The sequence below is a fragment of the Asaia astilbis JCM 15831 genome (assembly GCF_000613845.1).
GTDB classification, from domain to species: domain Bacteria; phylum Pseudomonadota; class Alphaproteobacteria; order Acetobacterales; family Acetobacteraceae; genus Asaia; species Asaia astilbis.
Genome location: NZ_BAJT01000004.1, coordinates 77,383 through 93,244 on the forward strand (window position 1 = coordinate 77,383; position 15,862 = coordinate 93,244).

12 protein-coding genes and 3 pseudogenes are annotated in these 15,862 nt (G+C 60.3%); 4 read left to right on the forward strand and 11 right to left on the reverse strand.

Annotation, left to right across the window (positions count from 1 at the left end):
* Positions 1-9 precede the first annotated feature (9 nt).
* Genes JCM15831_RS21355 through JCM15831_RS04105 form a run of 3 tightly spaced genes read left to right on the forward strand, consistent with a single transcriptional unit; the run spans position 10 to position 1,966 of the window.
* Positions 10-195 carry a hypothetical protein gene (locus tag JCM15831_RS21355; protein WP_156938737.1) on the forward strand — a complete coding sequence of 62 codons (186 nt, stop codon included), beginning with the start codon at positions 10-12 and terminating at the stop codon, positions 193-195.
* Complete coding sequence (locus tag JCM15831_RS04100) at positions 147-1,541, forward strand: TolC family protein (protein WP_025822916.1); 1,395 nt, start codon at positions 147-149, stop codon at positions 1,539-1,541. The genes JCM15831_RS21355 and JCM15831_RS04100 overlap by 49 nt, the downstream gene beginning before the upstream one ends.
* Positions 1,538-1,966, forward strand: a complete 429-nt coding sequence (locus tag JCM15831_RS04105; RefSeq protein ID WP_025822918.1) for a MarR family winged helix-turn-helix transcriptional regulator — start codon at positions 1,538-1,540, stop codon at positions 1,964-1,966. The genes JCM15831_RS04100 and JCM15831_RS04105 overlap by 4 nt, the downstream gene beginning before the upstream one ends.
* 85 nt (positions 1,967-2,051) lie before the next feature.
* Here the strand turns inward: JCM15831_RS04105 and JCM15831_RS16550 are convergent.
* From JCM15831_RS16550 to JCM15831_RS04160, 11 genes and pseudogenes are all read right to left on the reverse strand, one after another.
* Positions 2,052-3,178: pseudogene (locus JCM15831_RS16550) on the reverse strand (pyridoxal-phosphate-dependent aminotransferase family protein).
* Positions 3,179-3,219: 41 nt separating this feature from the next.
* Positions 3,220-4,458 carry an allantoate amidohydrolase gene (locus JCM15831_RS04115; protein ID WP_025822920.1) on the reverse strand — a complete coding sequence of 413 codons (1,239 nt, stop codon included), beginning with the start codon at positions 4,456-4,458 and terminating at the stop codon, positions 3,220-3,222.
* A gap of 290 nt (positions 4,459-4,748) precedes the next feature.
* Complete coding sequence (locus JCM15831_RS04120; RefSeq protein ID WP_025822922.1) at positions 4,749-5,663, reverse strand: FAD-binding protein; 915 nt, start codon at positions 5,661-5,663, stop codon at positions 4,749-4,751.
* A gap of 2 nt (positions 5,664-5,665) precedes the next feature.
* Positions 5,666-6,415 carry an electron transfer flavoprotein subunit beta/FixA family protein gene (locus tag JCM15831_RS04125; protein ID WP_025822925.1) on the reverse strand — a complete coding sequence of 250 codons (750 nt, stop codon included), beginning with the start codon at positions 6,413-6,415 and terminating at the stop codon, positions 5,666-5,668.
* Between the two features lie 57 nt (positions 6,416-6,472).
* Positions 6,473-8,088, reverse strand: a pseudogene (locus JCM15831_RS16555) (electron transfer flavoprotein-ubiquinone oxidoreductase).
* A gap of 51 nt (positions 8,089-8,139) precedes the next feature.
* Positions 8,140-8,853: a tRNA (guanine(46)-N(7))-methyltransferase TrmB gene (gene trmB / locus JCM15831_RS04135; RefSeq protein WP_025822927.1), complete on the reverse strand. Its 714-nt coding sequence runs from the start codon at positions 8,851-8,853 to the stop codon at positions 8,140-8,142.
* Between the two features lie 9 nt (positions 8,854-8,862).
* The gene (metK, locus tag JCM15831_RS04140) at positions 8,863-10,050 is read right to left on the reverse strand and encodes a methionine adenosyltransferase (protein ID WP_025822929.1); all 1,188 of its coding nucleotides are present in this window, start codon (positions 10,048-10,050) and stop codon (positions 8,863-8,865) included.
* A gap of 147 nt (positions 10,051-10,197) precedes the next feature.
* Complete coding sequence (gene dapB, locus JCM15831_RS04145) at positions 10,198-10,941, reverse strand: 4-hydroxy-tetrahydrodipicolinate reductase (RefSeq protein WP_025822931.1); 744 nt, start codon at positions 10,939-10,941, stop codon at positions 10,198-10,200.
* Between the two features lie 5 nt (positions 10,942-10,946).
* Complete coding sequence (gene dnaJ / locus JCM15831_RS04150; protein ID WP_025822933.1) at positions 10,947-12,095, reverse strand: molecular chaperone DnaJ; 1,149 nt, start codon at positions 12,093-12,095, stop codon at positions 10,947-10,949.
* Between the two features lie 240 nt (positions 12,096-12,335).
* A pseudogene (gene dnaK, locus JCM15831_RS16560) lies at positions 12,336-14,170 on the reverse strand (molecular chaperone DnaK); the annotation flags it as partial.
* 129 nt (positions 14,171-14,299) lie between these two features.
* A complete protein-coding gene (locus JCM15831_RS04160; RefSeq protein ID WP_035773890.1) occupies positions 14,300-14,878 on the reverse strand; it encodes a nucleotide exchange factor GrpE in 579 nt (192 codons plus the stop codon).
* A 260-nt stretch (positions 14,879-15,138) separates the two neighbouring features.
* On the opposite strand from JCM15831_RS04160, the gene JCM15831_RS04165 reads away from it, so the two are divergent.
* Positions 15,139-15,852: a response regulator transcription factor gene (locus JCM15831_RS04165; RefSeq protein WP_025822937.1), complete on the forward strand. Its 714-nt coding sequence runs from the start codon at positions 15,139-15,141 to the stop codon at positions 15,850-15,852.
* Positions 15,853-15,862: the final 10 nt, after the last annotated feature.

The window sequence follows — 15,862 nt, forward strand, 5'->3', positions numbered from 1 at the left end:
ATCCTGCCGATGACGAGACATTTCCTTTCCCTTTTTCTGGCCAGTCTTGTGCTGGCAGGGTGCAACGATACGCGTGATCTGGCACCGCAATCGCCCGATCAGCCTGGCATCCGACGACATCGACCGGGCTTTCTCTTCCGCCAGAGATGCGTCTCTCCGGCGCGACGGCACCCGGATCGGACAAGGCGCGAATAGCGGCACAGTCAGTTGTGGCCATGCCGGAAAGCGAGGGTAAGGCGGTTGCGCTATCGCAGTTGATCGATCTGGCCGCGCGCAATAACCCTGCGACCCGCATCGCCTGGGAATCAGCGAAGCAGGCGGCCATTGGCGTCGGGATTTCCCGTGCCGCTCTCCTGCCTCAGATAACCCTGACGGCAATGGGAGGGTATCAGCGTATGGCGTTGCCCTTGCCGAATTATCTCTCGGAAAGAGGCTATCTGACGTCCAACGGGGCGGCGGCCTTTCCCAAGCTGGAACTCGATTATCTGCTGCTCGATTTCGGACGCACGAGGGCGCAGGTCAGCGAGGCCAAATATGAGACACTGGCTGCGAATTTCGGCTTTTCTGCCGTGCATCAGCAGCTGATCCTTGATGTGATCAGTGCCTATCATGCGCATCAGGCGGCTCAAGCCATTCTCAAGGCGTCGCATCAGGCGGTCGAGAATATGGGCATTCTGCTGCGTTCTGCGCAGTCGCGCCACGATCACGGCGAGGCAACGATCATCGATGTGGCGACCGCACGACGCAATCTGGCGCAGGCGCGTTTTCAGCTGGCCAAGGCGGAAGACAGCGATCATGCCTCCCGTCATGCCTTGCTCGAGGTCGCGGGTCTTCCGGCAACGCTTCCTCTCACTGTCGAACCGGTGACGACACGTGATCTGCCGCAGACCTCGCCATCGCAGATCAGTCAGCTTGTTCAGCAGGCTTTGTCATCGCGGCCTGATCTGCTGGCTGATATCGCCAGATTACGGGCGCAGGACCAGGCCGTTCTTGCGTCGAAAGCGGCGTTACGCCCGAAAATCTCTGTCACTGGCACCGTGTCCGGCTATCTGGGCGCGCTCAAAACCTATGGGACAGGTCAGTCTGCCCCTGCATCAGCTATCGCCCAGCCCGAAGCCGGAGCCTTTCTGCAATTCAGTTGGCCGCTTTATCAGGGGGGGCTGCGTGCCAATGCCATTCATATGGCGGAGTCCCGACGCGATCAGGCCAAAGCAACGCTGCTCAAGGATCGTCTGACGATCGAGAGGCAGGTGGCTGACAGTCAGGATGCGCTGGAGACAGCACTGGAAGAGGTGCGGTCGGCTCAGGTGCTCAACGAAGCCGCCATAACGGCCAATGAGGGGGCCTCTCAGGCCTATGCCCATGGGGTTGGCACCATGACCGATGCATCAACGGCGGCTGCCATGCTCTATGAAGCTCAGGCGTCGCTTGCGGTCAGTATTGCACAGGCCTTTACCAAGGCAGCGGCACTGGCCCATGCGACGGGTCAGCTCGAACTGGGCCGAAATACTTCCGGAACGACGATCGAGGCGGCCCCATGAAAGCATTTCCGGGTGAGACGGTGACGCTGGGGCGCATGATGGGTCTGATTGCCCGTCGCTGGCGTCAGATTCTCGATGGACAGCTCAGGCCTCATGATCTGACGGATGCGACATGGCAGCCTTTGCTGGAGCTTCAACGTCATGGGCGGCCCCTGCATCCCAAGGAGCTGGCTGAGGCGCTGCTGCTCGATAAATCATCGATGGTTCGCATTCTCAGAACGCTGGAAGAAAAAAACTTCATCACGCGGGAGCCCGATGAGTCAGATCGTCGCGCTTTCTTTGTGCGTATCAGCGATGCAGGCAAAGCCCGTCTGCAGGAGGTCATCCTGATGTCTCGAGTGATCGAAGAGAAAGTGACCGAAGGATCGATCCCGAGGAACTGGCGATTACCCGCAAGGTCGTCAGTCACATCCTTGGCAAGCTGAACGCCCTTGGTCTGGAGTGAGGGAAAAACGCGCTGGGTCTCTCCTGCCGTAACGCGAGAGTGTCAGGCAGGAGAAGGAGATCTCCTCAGCGCTCGCTATCGAGGACGGCCTTGAGCGCGGCAAGAGTCAGGCGCACTTTATGCAGCTCGGCGTTATAGCCCATCGCGCCTAGACGCCAGATCTTGCCGACCAGCGGGCCGAAAGCCGTGCCGATCTCGATTTGATACTCGTCGCGCATACGGGCACGCACCCGCTCGCCATCGATCCCCTCGGGAATATAGACACCCGTCACATTGCTCATGCGATACGCGTCCTGACCGTAAAGAGTCAGCCCGAGAGCCCTCAGTCCTTCCGACATGGCCTTGCCAGCCGCGACATGGCGCTCGAACCGCTTCTCCAGCCCTTCTTCCAGTGCCAGACGGGCACATTCACGCGCAGCGTAAAGCATGGACGTGGCTTCGGTGTGATGGTTCAGGCGCTTTTCGGACCAGTAATCCATCACCATGGACAGATCGAAATAATTCGAGCGAATGAATGGGCGCGGTCCATCGCTGATATCGTCCCGACGAATGCCGCTCTCGACCTTGCGCCGTGAAAAGATGAAATCGGCAGCACGATCCGAGATGGTGATGGGCGCACTTCCCGGCGGTCCGCCCATGCATTTCTGCAGCCCGGCCGAGATCACGTCGATCTCCCACTCATCTGTGCGTACCGGCATGCTCCGAGCGTTGCTGTCGCATCGACGTAAGAAAGCGCACCGTATTTGCGGCAAAGTGCGCCAACCCCTTCGAGCGGCTGAGCCGTCGTGGTCGAGGTGTCGCCGTGAATGGCCGCAAACACGGCAGGGCGATGCTCGGCGAGTGCAGCTTCAATCTGCGAGAGCGTGGCCACCTGCCCCCATTCAAGGTCGATGGTCGCGATATCGGCGCCTAAACGTTCGGCGATTTCCCCCAGCAACATGCCAAAGCGGCCTGAACGGATAAGCAGCACTTTGGCGCCCGGCTCGATCAGTGAGGTGAGGGCTGCTTCGATACCGGCACGGGCGGACCCGTCGATCAGGAAGGTCCAGCGGTTCTGGGTCATGAAAACCTGACGATAGAGCGTCATCGTCTGGTTCATGTAGTCCGTCATCTCGGGGTCGAACTGGCCGAGCATGTCAGCGCCCATGGCGCGCAGGACACGAGGATGCACATTGATCGGGCCAGGCCCCATCAGAAGGCGCTGCGGCGGATTGATCTCACCGAAAAAGCTGCTCACATCGTTTCTCCAAATCGTTCGACGAACGTCACCATGGCCTGATGCGCCGCTTCGACATCGGCATCATCGACTGACTCTGCCGGGTTATGGCTGATCCCGTCCTTGCAGCGGATGAACAGCATGGTCATGGGGGCAAGATGGGCCATGATCATGGCATCATGACCTGCCTGACTCAGCAAAAGCGGGGGGGTGGTGCCTGAACTCTGCTCAATGGCCTGCTTCAACAGCGTGTTGAGGCGTTTATCGCAGAGCGCTCCCTTGAGGTCCTGGATCCGTTCGATCTCAAGGCCGATATGGCGCCGGATGCACAGCGTCTGCAGGGTATCACCGATCTGCTGGGCGACATCCTCGCGCACACCGGGTGTCACGGCCCGGATATCGATGGTCAGAACGACCCGACCCGGCACGATATTGGGCGCGCCGTTTTCCACTGAAACCCATCCGACCGTCGTCACGAGATCGGCTGGATCCTGAGCCCCGATTTTCTCGATTGCTGTGATGGCTTCGGCCGCGGCGGCCAGAGCATCGCGGCGTTCATGCATGGCCGTGCCCGCATGATCGGCCTGACCGGTCAGCGTTACGCGATAGCGACACTGGGAGGCGATGCCTCGTACGAGACCTAGAGGCAAGGCGGCCCGATCAAGATACGGGGCCTGTTCGATATGCGCTTCGACATAGGCCAGCACGTTCTGACGTCTGGCGGTCATGAAACGCGATGTCTCGAGTCCCCATGCGGCAAGAGCATCGCGCAGGGTTACCCCTTCAGGGTCAGTAACATTGTCATCGATCTGTTGTGTGAGACCAGCGGCAGAGCGGGAGCCCATCATATAGGTCGGAAAGCGGGAGCCTTCTTCATCTCCGAAGCCGATCACCTCAAGCGCAAAGGCGAAACGTCGGCCAGTCCGATGAAAGTGCGAGACGAGCTCGATCCCGAGCAGAACACCCAGCATACCGTCATATCGTCCGCCATCGCGCACGCTATCGACATGAGAGCCGACAAGCAGCACCGGCGCATCGGGTGTCGTCCCGGCATAATGGCCGATGATGTTGCCCACAGCGTCGGTTTCAACGCGCATCCCGGCTTCGGTCATCCATTGGCTCAGGCGCTCCTGCGTCGCCTTGTGGGCTGGGCCGAGATAAGGGCGAAAAAGCCCATCAGGCTGATCGCTGAAGGGAGCGACCCCGAGTTCGTCACAACGGGCTTTGGCCCGTACGCCACCAGTTGGAAAATCCATATCCTGAATCATGTATACAAGATGTCCCAAGGGAGAGTGAAAAACAACCTAAAGCTGTCAGGACCGTCAGCAGGAAGGAAAAAAAGAGAGGTTGCCCGGGCGAGGACGGGTCATTGCAAGGCGCCGACTGTCCCCTCTCTGCCTATCGAGACAGGAGTGGTCATGACCCGTTTTTGTGAGATCGGCTCGGCGGATTCGATTTTTCGGAAGGGGCTGCAAGAAACAGCCTTGTCGATCTGGACCCCCATAGCCTTCAGGCCCTGAGGGTCCAGATAACGTTTCAAGGGCGATCAGGCGCCCAGTTCGGCCTTGAGCTGCGGCAGGACCTCGAAGAGATCTCCCACCAGACCGTAATCGGCAACACTGAAGATCGGGGCTTCAGGGTCCATATTGATTGCCACGATGACGCGGCTGTCTTTCATGCCTGCCAGATGCTGGATGGCACCCGAGAGACCGACAGCAATGTAGAGCTCGGGAGCCACGATCTTGCCGGTCTGGCCGACCTGCATCTCGTTGGGGGCAAACCCGGCATCCACCGCAGCACGTGAGGCGCCGATTGCCGCATCCAGCTTGTCTGCGACCGGCTCCAGCAGCTTGAAATTGGCCGCGTCCTTAAGGCCACGCCCGCCGGAAATGACCACACGGGCTGATTCCAGCTCAGGACGGTCGGAATGGGTCAGCTCGATACCGACATAGGCGGCGTCAGGCACTTCAACGGCTGTCGAGACAGTCTCGATCGGTGCTGTTGCATCGCCCAGCTTTGCAGCGTCGAAATTGGCGTTACGCACGGTCAGAACCTTGAGCGCATCGCGCGAGCGCACGGTGGAGAGCGCGCTACCTGCGTAGATCGGACGTACGAAGGTATCGGCGTCGATGATCTCGATCACTTCGGTGATCGGCTGGACATCGAGAAGACCTGCAACGCGAGGTAGGACGTTTTTGCCATAAGCGGTCGCAGCAGAAACGATATGATCGTACTCCGATGCGCGGTCGGCAATCAGGGCTGCAATGCTCTCGGCCAGCTGCGGCGTGGTCTCTGCGTGAAGAACGCGGGTAATGCCGTCGATCTTCGCAGCTTCCTGCGCGCCTTGCGGGCCGACAAGCAGCACATCGACCGACCCGAAGGTGCGGGCAGCGGCGACGGCAGACAGACTTGCCTTTTTGATGGAGGCGCCTTCGGCTTCGATCAGAACCAGAGTTGTCATGCTCAGATCACCTTTGCTTCATCACGCAGCTTGCCAACCAGCTCGGCAACGCCTGTTACCTTGATGCCGGCCTGACGCACGGGTGGCTCAACGACCTTCACCGTCTCCAGACGCGGCGCGATATCCACGCCCAGCGTCTCGGCAGCGATGGTCTCCAGAGGCTTTTTCTTGGCCTTCATGATGTTGGGCATGGTGGCATAGCGCGGCTCGTTGAGGCGCAGATCGGTCGTCACCACGGCGGGCAGGGCCAGACGCACGGTCTCAAGACCGCCATCGGCCTCACGCACGACGGTGATACGGCCGTCTTCCACGGTTACCGAGCTTGCAAACGTCCCCTGGGGCCAGTTGAGACGGGCGGCCAGAATCTGGCCTGTCGCATTCATGTCGTCATCGATGGCCTGCTTGCCCATGACAACCAGACCCGGATTTTCGCGGTCGATGATCACCTTGAGCAGTTTGGCGACAGCCAGCGGTTCGAGCTCGGCATCGGTCTGAACCAGAATGGCGCGATCGGCGCCCATTGCCATGGCAGTACGCAGGACCGGCTGAGCCTCTGTCACACCGATGGTCACGACCACGACTTCGGAAGCCGCACCTTTTTCGCGAAGCCGCACGGCTTCTTCGACAGCAATTTCATCAAAGGGGTTCATCGACATCTTCACGCCTTGCGTGTCGACACCGCTGTTATCGGCCTTCACGCGGGGCTTGATATTGTAATCAACCACCCGCTTGACCGGGACCACTATCTTCATCTGTTCCTCGCCGATCCTGAAATATCGACTGGGTTCATACCCTATTGCGACTCAAAATCACATACCGACCGGATAATTCGGCCCGCCTGCTCCTTCAGGAACGCACCAGTCGATATTCTGCGTCGGATCCTTGATGTCGCATGTCTTGCAGTGCACGCAGTTCTGCGCGTTGATCTGCAGCCGCATCGTGTTGTCTTCCTCGAGCGCTTCATACACGCCAGCCGGGCAGTAGCGGCTTTCGGGGGAGCGGAAGAGCGCCCAGTTGACCGGCAGCCATTTCGACGGATCGCGGAGCTTGAGATGGATCGGCTGATCTTCCTCATGATTGGTGCCCGAGAGGAACACCGAGGAGGTCAGATCGAAGGTCAGCGCGCCATCCGGTTTCGGGTAGGCGATGGGCTTGCTCTTCTCGGCCGGTTTGAGCGCTTCATGGTCCGTATGGCTGAAATGCAGCGTCCAGGGCGCACGACCGCGGAAGATCACGCTATCGATCCCGGCATAAAGCGCGCCTAAGCGATTGCCCCAACGGGCGAAGGCCGGGCGGATATTGCGGGCTTCGAACAGTTCCTTGAACAGCCATGAGCTCTTGAAGCGTTCGGTATAGCTCGTTGCTTCACTCGAGCCTTCCTGCCCCAGTGTTTCGGCAATCGCCTCGCCTGCCAGCATGCCGGACTTCATGGCTGTGTGCGTGCCCTTGATCTTGGGCATGTTCAGGAAGCCGGCGGAGTCTCCAGCCAGCACGCCACCCGGGAAGGAAAGACGCGGCAGGGCCTGAAATCCACCTTCGGAGAGGGCACGGGCGCCGTAGATCAGGCGTCGGCCCCCTTCGAGATGCTTGGCGAACTCTGGATGGGCCTTGAGGCGTTGCATCTCCTGAAAGGGAGACAGCCAGGTATTGCTGTAATCGAGGCCGGTGACGAAGCCGTAGGAGACGAGGTTCTCGCCAAAATGGTAGAGCCAGGCGCCACCATAGGTGCCGTCATCCATCGGCCAGCCGAAGCTGTGCTGCACGAAGCCGGGCTTGTGCTTTTCAGCCGGAATCTCCCAGACTTCCTTGATGCCGAGACCATAGGTCTGGGGATCGACACCCTGACGCAGATCGAACTGCTTCATCACGCGCTGGCTGATCGAGCCGCGAACGCCTTCGGTGAGGATGGTCTGCCGGGCACGCAGGATCATGCCGGGAGCAAAATTCGGTCCCTGCTCGCCGTCACGTGTCACGCCCATATCGCCGGTGATAACGCCACAGAGACGACCATCTTCGATAAATGGCTCGGCAGCGGCAAAGCGGGATAGATCTCGACGCCCATTTCCTCGGCCTGAGCGCCGAGCCAGCGGCAGACTTCGCCCAGCGACACGACATAATTGCCGTGATTGGCCATGGCGGGCATGAGCTTGTCGAGAAACGGAATGGTAAAGCCGCGCTTTTCGGTCAGGAAAAGCACTTTCTCTTCCGTCACGGGTGTCTTGAGCGGCGCTCCGCGTTCTTTCCAGTCAGGAAACAGCTCGGCAAGGGCGCGCGGTTCGATCACCGCCCCCGAGACGATATGTGCGCCGATTTCGCTGCCTTTTTCCACCAGACAGATCGTGGCCTCAGGCATGAGCTGACGCAGACGGATCGCAGCGGAAAGCCCCGCAGGGCCACCGCCGACGATGACCACGTCGAATTCCATTTCTTCGCGTTCGATTTGCGTGCTCATACGAGGTTCCGATCAGTCTCGGTGTCAGGCGTCGCGGCGGGTGAACGTCCAGTAGAACGGCACACGGCCTTCGCGGTAGGCTTTGGCTTCATAGCGCGTGGGCGACCAGCCTTCGGGCCGCTCGCCTTTGGCGGGCGGAGGGGCGTCGAACAGATCTTGCGTGCCCATGATCTCGAACACCCAGTCCTGATAGACAGGGTGATCGCTTGCCACGCGCCAGACAGCACCCGGCTTCAGCAGACGTGCCAGCTCGCGGATGTTCTCCGGATGGATGAAGCGTCGCTTTGCATGGCGTGCTTTGGGCCATGGATCGGGGAACATCAGATAGGCGCGATCGAGGCAGCCATCCGGCAGGGCCTTGAGCAACTGCCGCGCGTCATCTGGCCAGATCCGGAAGTGATCCGGCGGGGTGACGGTGTCTTCCTCGCCTTCAGGCACAATGCGCGACATGAGCGAGCACAGACCGTTTTCGAAGACTTCCGAAGCGATATAGCCCACGTCCGGATTGCGTTGCGCCTGGTCGAGCGCGTGCTCACCCCCGCCGAACCCGATTTCGAGCCAGACTTCATCGACAGGCGCGCCGGTAAAGGCGGCTTTCGGGTCTGAAGCCTGATCGAGATTCAGGCGGAGCCTGAGCAGCGCCTCGTCGAGAAGACGCAGCTGACGGGCGCGCAGAGGATGCCCGCGCTGGCGGCCGTAAAGCCGCTCAGGCTGGGACTTGAGAGTATGGTCAGACAGTTCGGGACCTCAGCGGTTGAGGGCACCGTGCAGCGAGCTGACCAGATCAGTCTGCTCCCACGTGAAGTTGTCCAGCATCGGATCGGGAACGCGACCGAAATGGCCATAGGCCGAGGTCGGAACATAGATCGGACGGTTCAGACGCAGGTGCTTGCGGATACCGCGCGGCGACAGATCGACCATTTCGTTCAGCAGCTTGCCGAGACGGGCTTCGTCGATGTCCTTGCCCGTGCCGTCGAGGTCGACATAGACCGAGAGCGGCTTGGACACGCCGATGGCGTAGCTGAGCTGAATGGTGCAGCGATCGGCCAGACCTGCTGCAACGACGTTCTTCGCAAGATAACGCGCGGCATAAGCTGCCGAACGGTCAACCTTAGTAGGGTCCTTGCCGGAGAAGGCACCGCCGCCATGAGGAGCTGCACCGCCATAGGTGTCGACGATGATCTTGCGGCCAGTCAGGCCTGCATCGCCATCGGGACCGCCAATGACGAAGTTACCCGTAGGGTTGACGTAGAATTCTTCTTCCGGGCACATCCAGCCTTCAGGCAGGACTTCACGAACAACTTCACGAAGCATTTCGCGAATGGTGTTCTGGCGCATGTCTTCGATATGCTGCGTCGAGATGACGACCGAGGTCGCACCGACCGGCTTGCCATCGACATAGCGCAGCGTGACCTGGCTCTTGGCGTCCGGCAGCAGGCCAACGCCCAGAGCGTGGTTGCTCTTGCGGTAATCGCGGACCTTTTCGAGGATCGACTGGGCGTAGAAAAGCGGAGCCGGCATCAGATGCTCGGTTTCGCGCGTGGCGAAGCCGAACATGATGCCCTGATCGCCAGCGCCTTCATCCTTTTCGCCTGCACTATCGACGCCGACAGCAATGTCAGCGGACTGTGCATGAAGCAGAGACGTAATTTCAGCGTTCTTCCAGGAGAAACCTTCCTGATCGTAGCCGATGTCCTTGATCGCCTGACGGGCGCGCTCGATCAGCAGCTCGCTGGTGATCGATGCCGGGCCGCGCACTTCGCCAGCCAGGATAACGCGGTTGGTCGTGCAGAGAGTTTCGCACGCCACGCGGGCTTCCGGGTCAGCTTCGAGATACGCGTCAAGGACGGTATCGCTGATACGGTCGGAGACTTTGTCCGGATGACCTTCAGAAACGGATTCAGATGTGAAGAGGAATTCGCCGTAATTACGCACTCAGGGACCTCGCAGGGAATGAGTGAAAGAAAATGACAGCGGACGCACGACAACCTGCGCCCGTACCGCAAGAGAGGGCTGTCCTTAGAGGTATAAAGCTGCAGGGGTCAAGGGTTTGTTATGGTGCGGCCCGTTGGCTGGGCCGGATCAGGCACCGAAAATAGCGGTCATATCATAGAGTCCAGCCGGTTTTCCGGCCAGCCAGCGGGCCGCCTTCACAGCGCCTTGAGCAAAGACCCGACGATCGAAAGCCCTGTGTGACAGGGTGATCTGCTCAGTGCCCGAAGTCAGGATCAGACTATGCTCGCCGACAACCTGACCGGCGCGCAAGGAGGCAAAACCGATGGCTCCGTCAGCACGCAGACCCGAGCGATCGATCTCGGTGACGTCGGAGAGACTAACCTGACGTCCCTTGGCGACCTGTTCACCAATCGCAAGAGCCGTGCCGGACGGAGCGTCGCGCTTCTGACGATGATGGGTTTCCAGAATTTCGGCGTCGTATTCATCGGCGGGTAGTGCCGCGCCGAGCTGACGTGCCAGATCGAGCAGCAAAGTCAGACCGGGCGCAAAATTGGCCGCTTTCAGCACGGGAATTCGCGTCGAGGCTTGCAGGATCGCGGCTTCCTGTTCGACGTCGAACCCTGTGGTGCCAACCACCCATGCGCAGCCTGCCTGAGCGAAGGTCTCCGCATGAAGACAGGTTGCTGACGGACTGCTGACATCGATCACGACATCGCTGCATCCGGCCAGCTGGGCCGGATCGGTCACGATATGACGGTGCGGGTCGGCGGTGCGGGCAATCCCACCAGAAAGCTGAATTCCGGAGGCGTTGACCTCTTCGGCGCAAAGAATGCCGAGGCGCCCTGTAATACCCGCAATACCGACACGCATTGTTCTTATTTCCCTTCGAAGAAATCGCGAACCTTGGCGAAGAAGCCTGTGTGTTCAGGGTTGGCCTTCTCCTGATTTTCTGCCGCCCCGGCTTCCGTCTCGAACTCTTCGAGCAGCTCCTTCTGACGGGGGCTGAGGTGATGCGGCGTCTCGACAGCAACCTGAATATACATGTCACCGCGTGCGCTGGAGCGCAGGACGGAGAAGCCCTTGCCGCGCAGGCGGAAATTCTCGCCGGTCTGCGTTCCTGCAGGGATCTTCACCTTGGCGCGACCGCCATCGATGACCGGCACTTCGATCTCTGTGCCCAGCGCGGCCTGCGTCATGCGCAGCGGGACGCGGCAATAGACATTGGCGGCGTCACGCTGGAAGATGTCGCTGCCGCCAACGGCGACATGCACATAGAGATCACCCGGCTGAACGCCGCTTCCGCCTGCTTCCCCCTCGCCGGTGAGGCGAATGCGTGTGCCGTCTTCGACACCGGCCGGAATGGCGATTTCGAGCGAACGGGTCTGTTCGGTGGTACCGGCGCCCTTGCAGCTTTTGCAGGGGTTACGCACAACCTTGCCGGAGCCATGGCAGGTCGGACAGGGGCGCTCGACCAGGAAGAAGCCCTGCTGCGCCCGCACAGCACCGGCACCGTGACAGGTGGGGCAGGTGCTGTCGCCCGCGTTGCTGTCTGCCGATCCCGAACCATGGCAGCTCTCGCAGGCCACACGTGTCCGGACCTCGACAGGCTTTTTCACGCCTGAGAAGGCCTCGGACAGCGTGATCTCGACCTGGACCTGAATATCGTTGCCCGAGCGACGTCGTCCGCCGCCGCCGCGACGGCCTCCCATCATATCGCCGAACATTTCGAAAATGTCGTCGAGGCCGCCACCGCCGAAGCCGCCGCCAAAACCGCCGCCGCCGCCCATGCCGCCATTTTCGAAAGCGGCATGACCGAAGCGATCATAGGCTGCGCGCTTTTGCTCGTCCTTCAGGACGTCATAGGCTTCGTTGATTTCCTTGAACTTATGCTCAGCACTCTCATCGCCCGGATTGCGGTCGGGATGATAGCGCATGGCCTGTTTGCGATAGGCTTTTTTCAGCTCATCGGCAGAGGCGGTGCGTGTCACTTCAAGAATGGCGTAAAAATCGGTTTTGGTGGCCATGGGAGTCCTCGGCAGGAGATCCAGGGATCAGAAGGGCGGCCTGTGACGACCGGATCTAGTCTCTGACCCTCTCGGGCATAATGGCGAAACGCCCGCCCTTCCCTCAGGAAAGACGGGCGTCGAAAAGCGTTCAGTTACGGGAGGGGCGAACCCCTCCTTCACAGGAACTTAGTGCTTCTTGTGGTCGTCCACGTCTTCGAAATCGGCGTCAACGACGTTGTCGTCCTTGGCAGCATGGGGCTCACCGCCTGCGGCAGCGCCTTCTTCAGCCTGAGACTGGGCGTAGACTGCCTGGCCGATCTTCATGGCGGCCTGCGTCAGACGCTCTGTCGCCGATTTCAGCGCTTCGGCATCGCTGCCATTCATGGCTTCACGGGTTGCTGCAACAGCGGCTTCGGCTTCGGCCTTGTCCGCAGCAGGAACCTTGTCACCCGCTTCGGTCAGCGACTTTTCGGTCTGATGGATCAGACCTTCAGCGTTGTTGCGCTGCTCGACCATCTCGCGCTTGGCCTTGTCTGCCGTGGCATTCGCCTCAGCTTCCTTGACCATGCGGTCGATATCGGAGTCAGACAGACCGCCAGAAGCCTGGATCTTGATCTGCTGTTCCTTGTTGGTCGCCTTGTCCTTGGCCGACACGTTGACGATACCGTTGGCGTCGATGTCGAACGTGACTTCGATCTGCGGCACGCCACGCGGGGCCGGTGCAATGCCCGTGAGGTCGAAATTGCCGAGCAGCTTGTTGTCTGCTGCCATTTCGCGCTCGCCCTGGAAGACCTTGATCGTCACAGCGTTCTGGTTGTCCTCGGCGGTCGAGAAGGTCTGGCTCTTCTTGGTCGGGATCGTCGTGTTGCGATCGATCAGACGCGTGAAGACACCACCCAGCGTTTCGATACCGAGCGACAGCGGGGTCACGTCGAGAAGGAGAACGTCCTTGACGTCACCCTTGAGCACAGCGCCCTGAACGGCGGCACCGATGGCGACCACTTCGTCAGGGTTGACGTTGCGGGCCGGTTCCTTGCCGAAGAACTGCTTCACGGTCTCGATGACCTTCGGCATACGCGTCATGCCACCGACGAGGATGACTTCGTCGATTTCAGCCGGGGTGACCGAGGCGTCCTTGAGAGCGGCACGGCACGGGCCGAGTGTACGCTGCACTAGATCGTCGACCAGGCTTTCCAGCTTGGCGCGGCTCAGCTTGACCACGAGATGCTTCGGGCCCGAGGCATCGGCCGTGATGAACGGCAGGTTGATCTCGGTTTCCTTGGAGGAAGACAGCTCGATCTTGGCCTTCTCGGCAGCTTCCTTCAGGCGCTGCAGAGCAAGCTTGTCGCCGCGCAGGTCGATGCCCTGGTCGCGCTTGAACTCGTCAGCGAGGTAACCGATGATCCGGTTGTCGAAATCTTCACCGCCGAGGAAGGTATCACCGTTGGTGGACTTCACTTCGATGACGCCGTCGGAGATTTCGAGGATCGACACGTCGAAGGTGCCGCCGCCGAGATCGTAAACGGCCACCGTGCCGGAATCGCGCTTGCCGAGGCCATAGGCCAGAGCAGCCGCTGTCGGCTCGTTGATGATACGCAGCACTTCAAGGCCAGCAATACGACCGGCATCGCGCGTTGCCTGACGCTGGGCGTCGTTGAAGTAGGCCGGAACCGTGATGACGGCCTGGGAAACGGTCTCACCGAGATGGGCTTCGGCGGTTTCCTTCATCTTGCCCAGCACGAAAGCCGAGATCTGTGACGGCGCGTAGTTTTCGCCGCGAGCGCGCACCCAGCGTCGCCGTTATCGCCACGTACGATTTCGTACGGGACCATTTCCTTGTCCTTGGCAACGGTCGGATCGTCGGAGCGACGGCCGATCAGGCGCTTGACGGCATACAGGGTGTCGGAAGGGTTGGTGACGGCCTGACGCTTGGCCGACTGTCCGACGAGACGCTCACCGTTGGCGGTGAAAGCGACCATGGACGGCGTCGTGCGGGCGCCTTCGCTGTTTTCGATGACCCGGGTCTCATCGCCTTCGCGGATCGCGACGCAAGAGTTCGTGGTGCCAAGGTCAATACCAATGACTTTGCTCATAGTGCAGTCCTTTCAGCGGCGCTGTCCGGCCCATTAAGGCACCGGTCAACGCCCTTGTTTTCGTCTCCCTGCCTCGGCAGGGGCGGGTTACTGATAAAATCTAGGAGGCCTGGTTGAGGGTTTCAACCCTCATTCTGCGGCTTTGTTGCCACCCTTGGCGACCACGACCATGGCGGGCTTGATCAGACGGCCATTCAGGGTCCAGGTGGGCGTCCAGGCCTGTATGACCGTGCCATCGGCATGCTCGTCGCTCGGCTGCTCGGCCATAGCCTGATGCAGATTGGCGTCGAACACCTCTCCAACCGGGTGCTGGCAAGTCACGCCATTGCGTTCAAGAATACCGAGGAAGGAGCGTTCCGTGCTCTCGAAGCCTTCGCGCAGCTTGCTGACAAGACCATCCTCGCCCTCTGTCTGGGCAGGCAATGACGCGACACCGCGCTGGAGATTCTCGGCTGCCTCGACGACATCCTTGGCGAATTTCTGAACGGCATACTGGCGGGCATCTTCAACGTCACGCTTGGCGCGCGTACGGAAGTTCTGCATCTCGGCCTCGGAGCGCATCCATCTGTCACGAAAATCCTCGACCTGCGCTTCGAGCTCGGCAATGCGGGCCTCGGGGCTTAGTGCCGCCGTTTCCGTCTGGGCTTCAGCCGTCTCGGGGATCGGGGTTTCTTTCTGCTCGTCGTGGAGCGCGTTTTCAGTCGTCATCGTGGTCGCAACCTCGAAAAATCTGGCCCAGTCTGACCGGGCGGCATAGGGTCGGCTTCTGGCATACTCCCCCTGTCCGGGGCGAGACTGGCCGCCAGAAACCACGAAAGCACCGATCGACCATCCTGGGATGTCCGACCGTTTTCGACTGCCCCGTCTTGGGCGCAGCCGCGTGGTGAGATATAGGTGGCTCTATCAAGCCATATGCCAACCCCCCTGTTATTGGCAACAGGCAGAAAGTGAAGGCGGATACATCGCGCATGGAGACGACAAAGCACACCATCGCCCTGGTGGATGACGATCGCAACATTCTGACATCCGTCCAGATGACGCTGGAGGCCGAGGGTTTTGTGGTCCACACCTATACCGATGGCGAAGCTGCCCTGCTGGGCATGCAGGCGCGTCCGGTCAGTCTGGCGGTGCTGGATATCAAGATGCCGCGCATGGACGGAATGGAGCTGCTTCAGCGCCTGCGTGCACGCTCTGCCCTGCCCGTCATTTTCCTCTCCTCGAAGGATGAGGAGCTCGATCAGCTTATGGGTCTGCGTCTTGGCGCGGATGATTACATCACCAAGCCGTTTTCGCAGCGCCTCCTGCTGGAGCGCATCCGTGCCCTGCTGCGCCGTCAGGATGCAAGTCGGGCCGAGGGAAGTGGCGGTTCCACCGCTGGCGCCGCCATTGTGCGTGGTAGCCTGACACTGGATGAGACGCGGCATCAATGCCTGTGGGCCGATCAGGATATCATGCTGACGGTCACCGAGTTCCTGCTCGTCAAGGCGCTTGCCACGCGGCCCGGTATGGTCAAGTCGCGCGATCAGCTGATCGATGCGGCCTATGGCGAAAATATCTATGTCGACGATCGCACGATCGACAGCCATATCAAGCGCGTTCGCAAGAAGTTCAGGCAGATCGACGATAATTTCAATCAGATCGAAACGCTGTACGGCATAGGCTATCGATACAAGGAAGACTGACCCGTCATGC

Bases quoted from the DNA above. Each gene is read 5' to 3' on its own strand.
- JCM15831_RS21355 (WP_156938737.1), top strand. From the start codon at position 10: ATGACGAGACATTTCCTTTCCCTTTTTCTGGCCAGTCTTGTGCTGGCA.
- JCM15831_RS04100 (WP_025822916.1), top strand. From the start codon at position 147: ATGCGTCTCTCCGGCGCGACGGCACCCGGATCGGACAAGGCGCGAATA.
- JCM15831_RS04105 (WP_025822918.1), top strand. From the start codon at position 1,538: ATGAAAGCATTTCCGGGTGAGACGGTGACGCTGGGGCGCATGATGGGT.
- JCM15831_RS04115 (WP_025822920.1), bottom strand. From the start codon at position 4,458: ATGGATTTTCCAACTGGTGGCGTACGGGCCAAAGCCCGTTGTGACGAA.
- JCM15831_RS04120 (WP_025822922.1), bottom strand. From the start codon at position 5,663: ATGACAACTCTGGTTCTGATCGAAGCCGAAGGCGCCTCCATCAAAAAG.
- JCM15831_RS04125 (WP_025822925.1), bottom strand. From the start codon at position 6,415: ATGAAGATAGTGGTCCCGGTCAAGCGGGTGGTTGATTACAATATCAAG.
- dapB (WP_025822931.1), bottom strand. From the start codon at position 10,941: ATGCGTGTCGGTATTGCGGGTATTACAGGGCGCCTCGGCATTCTTTGC.
- dnaJ (WP_025822933.1), bottom strand. From the start codon at position 12,095: ATGGCCACCAAAACCGATTTTTACGCCATTCTTGAAGTGACACGCACC.
- JCM15831_RS04160 (WP_035773890.1), bottom strand. From the start codon at position 14,878: ATGACGACTGAAAACGCGCTCCACGACGAGCAGAAAGAAACCCCGATC.
- JCM15831_RS04165 (WP_025822937.1), top strand. From the start codon at position 15,139: ATGGAGACGACAAAGCACACCATCGCCCTGGTGGATGACGATCGCAAC.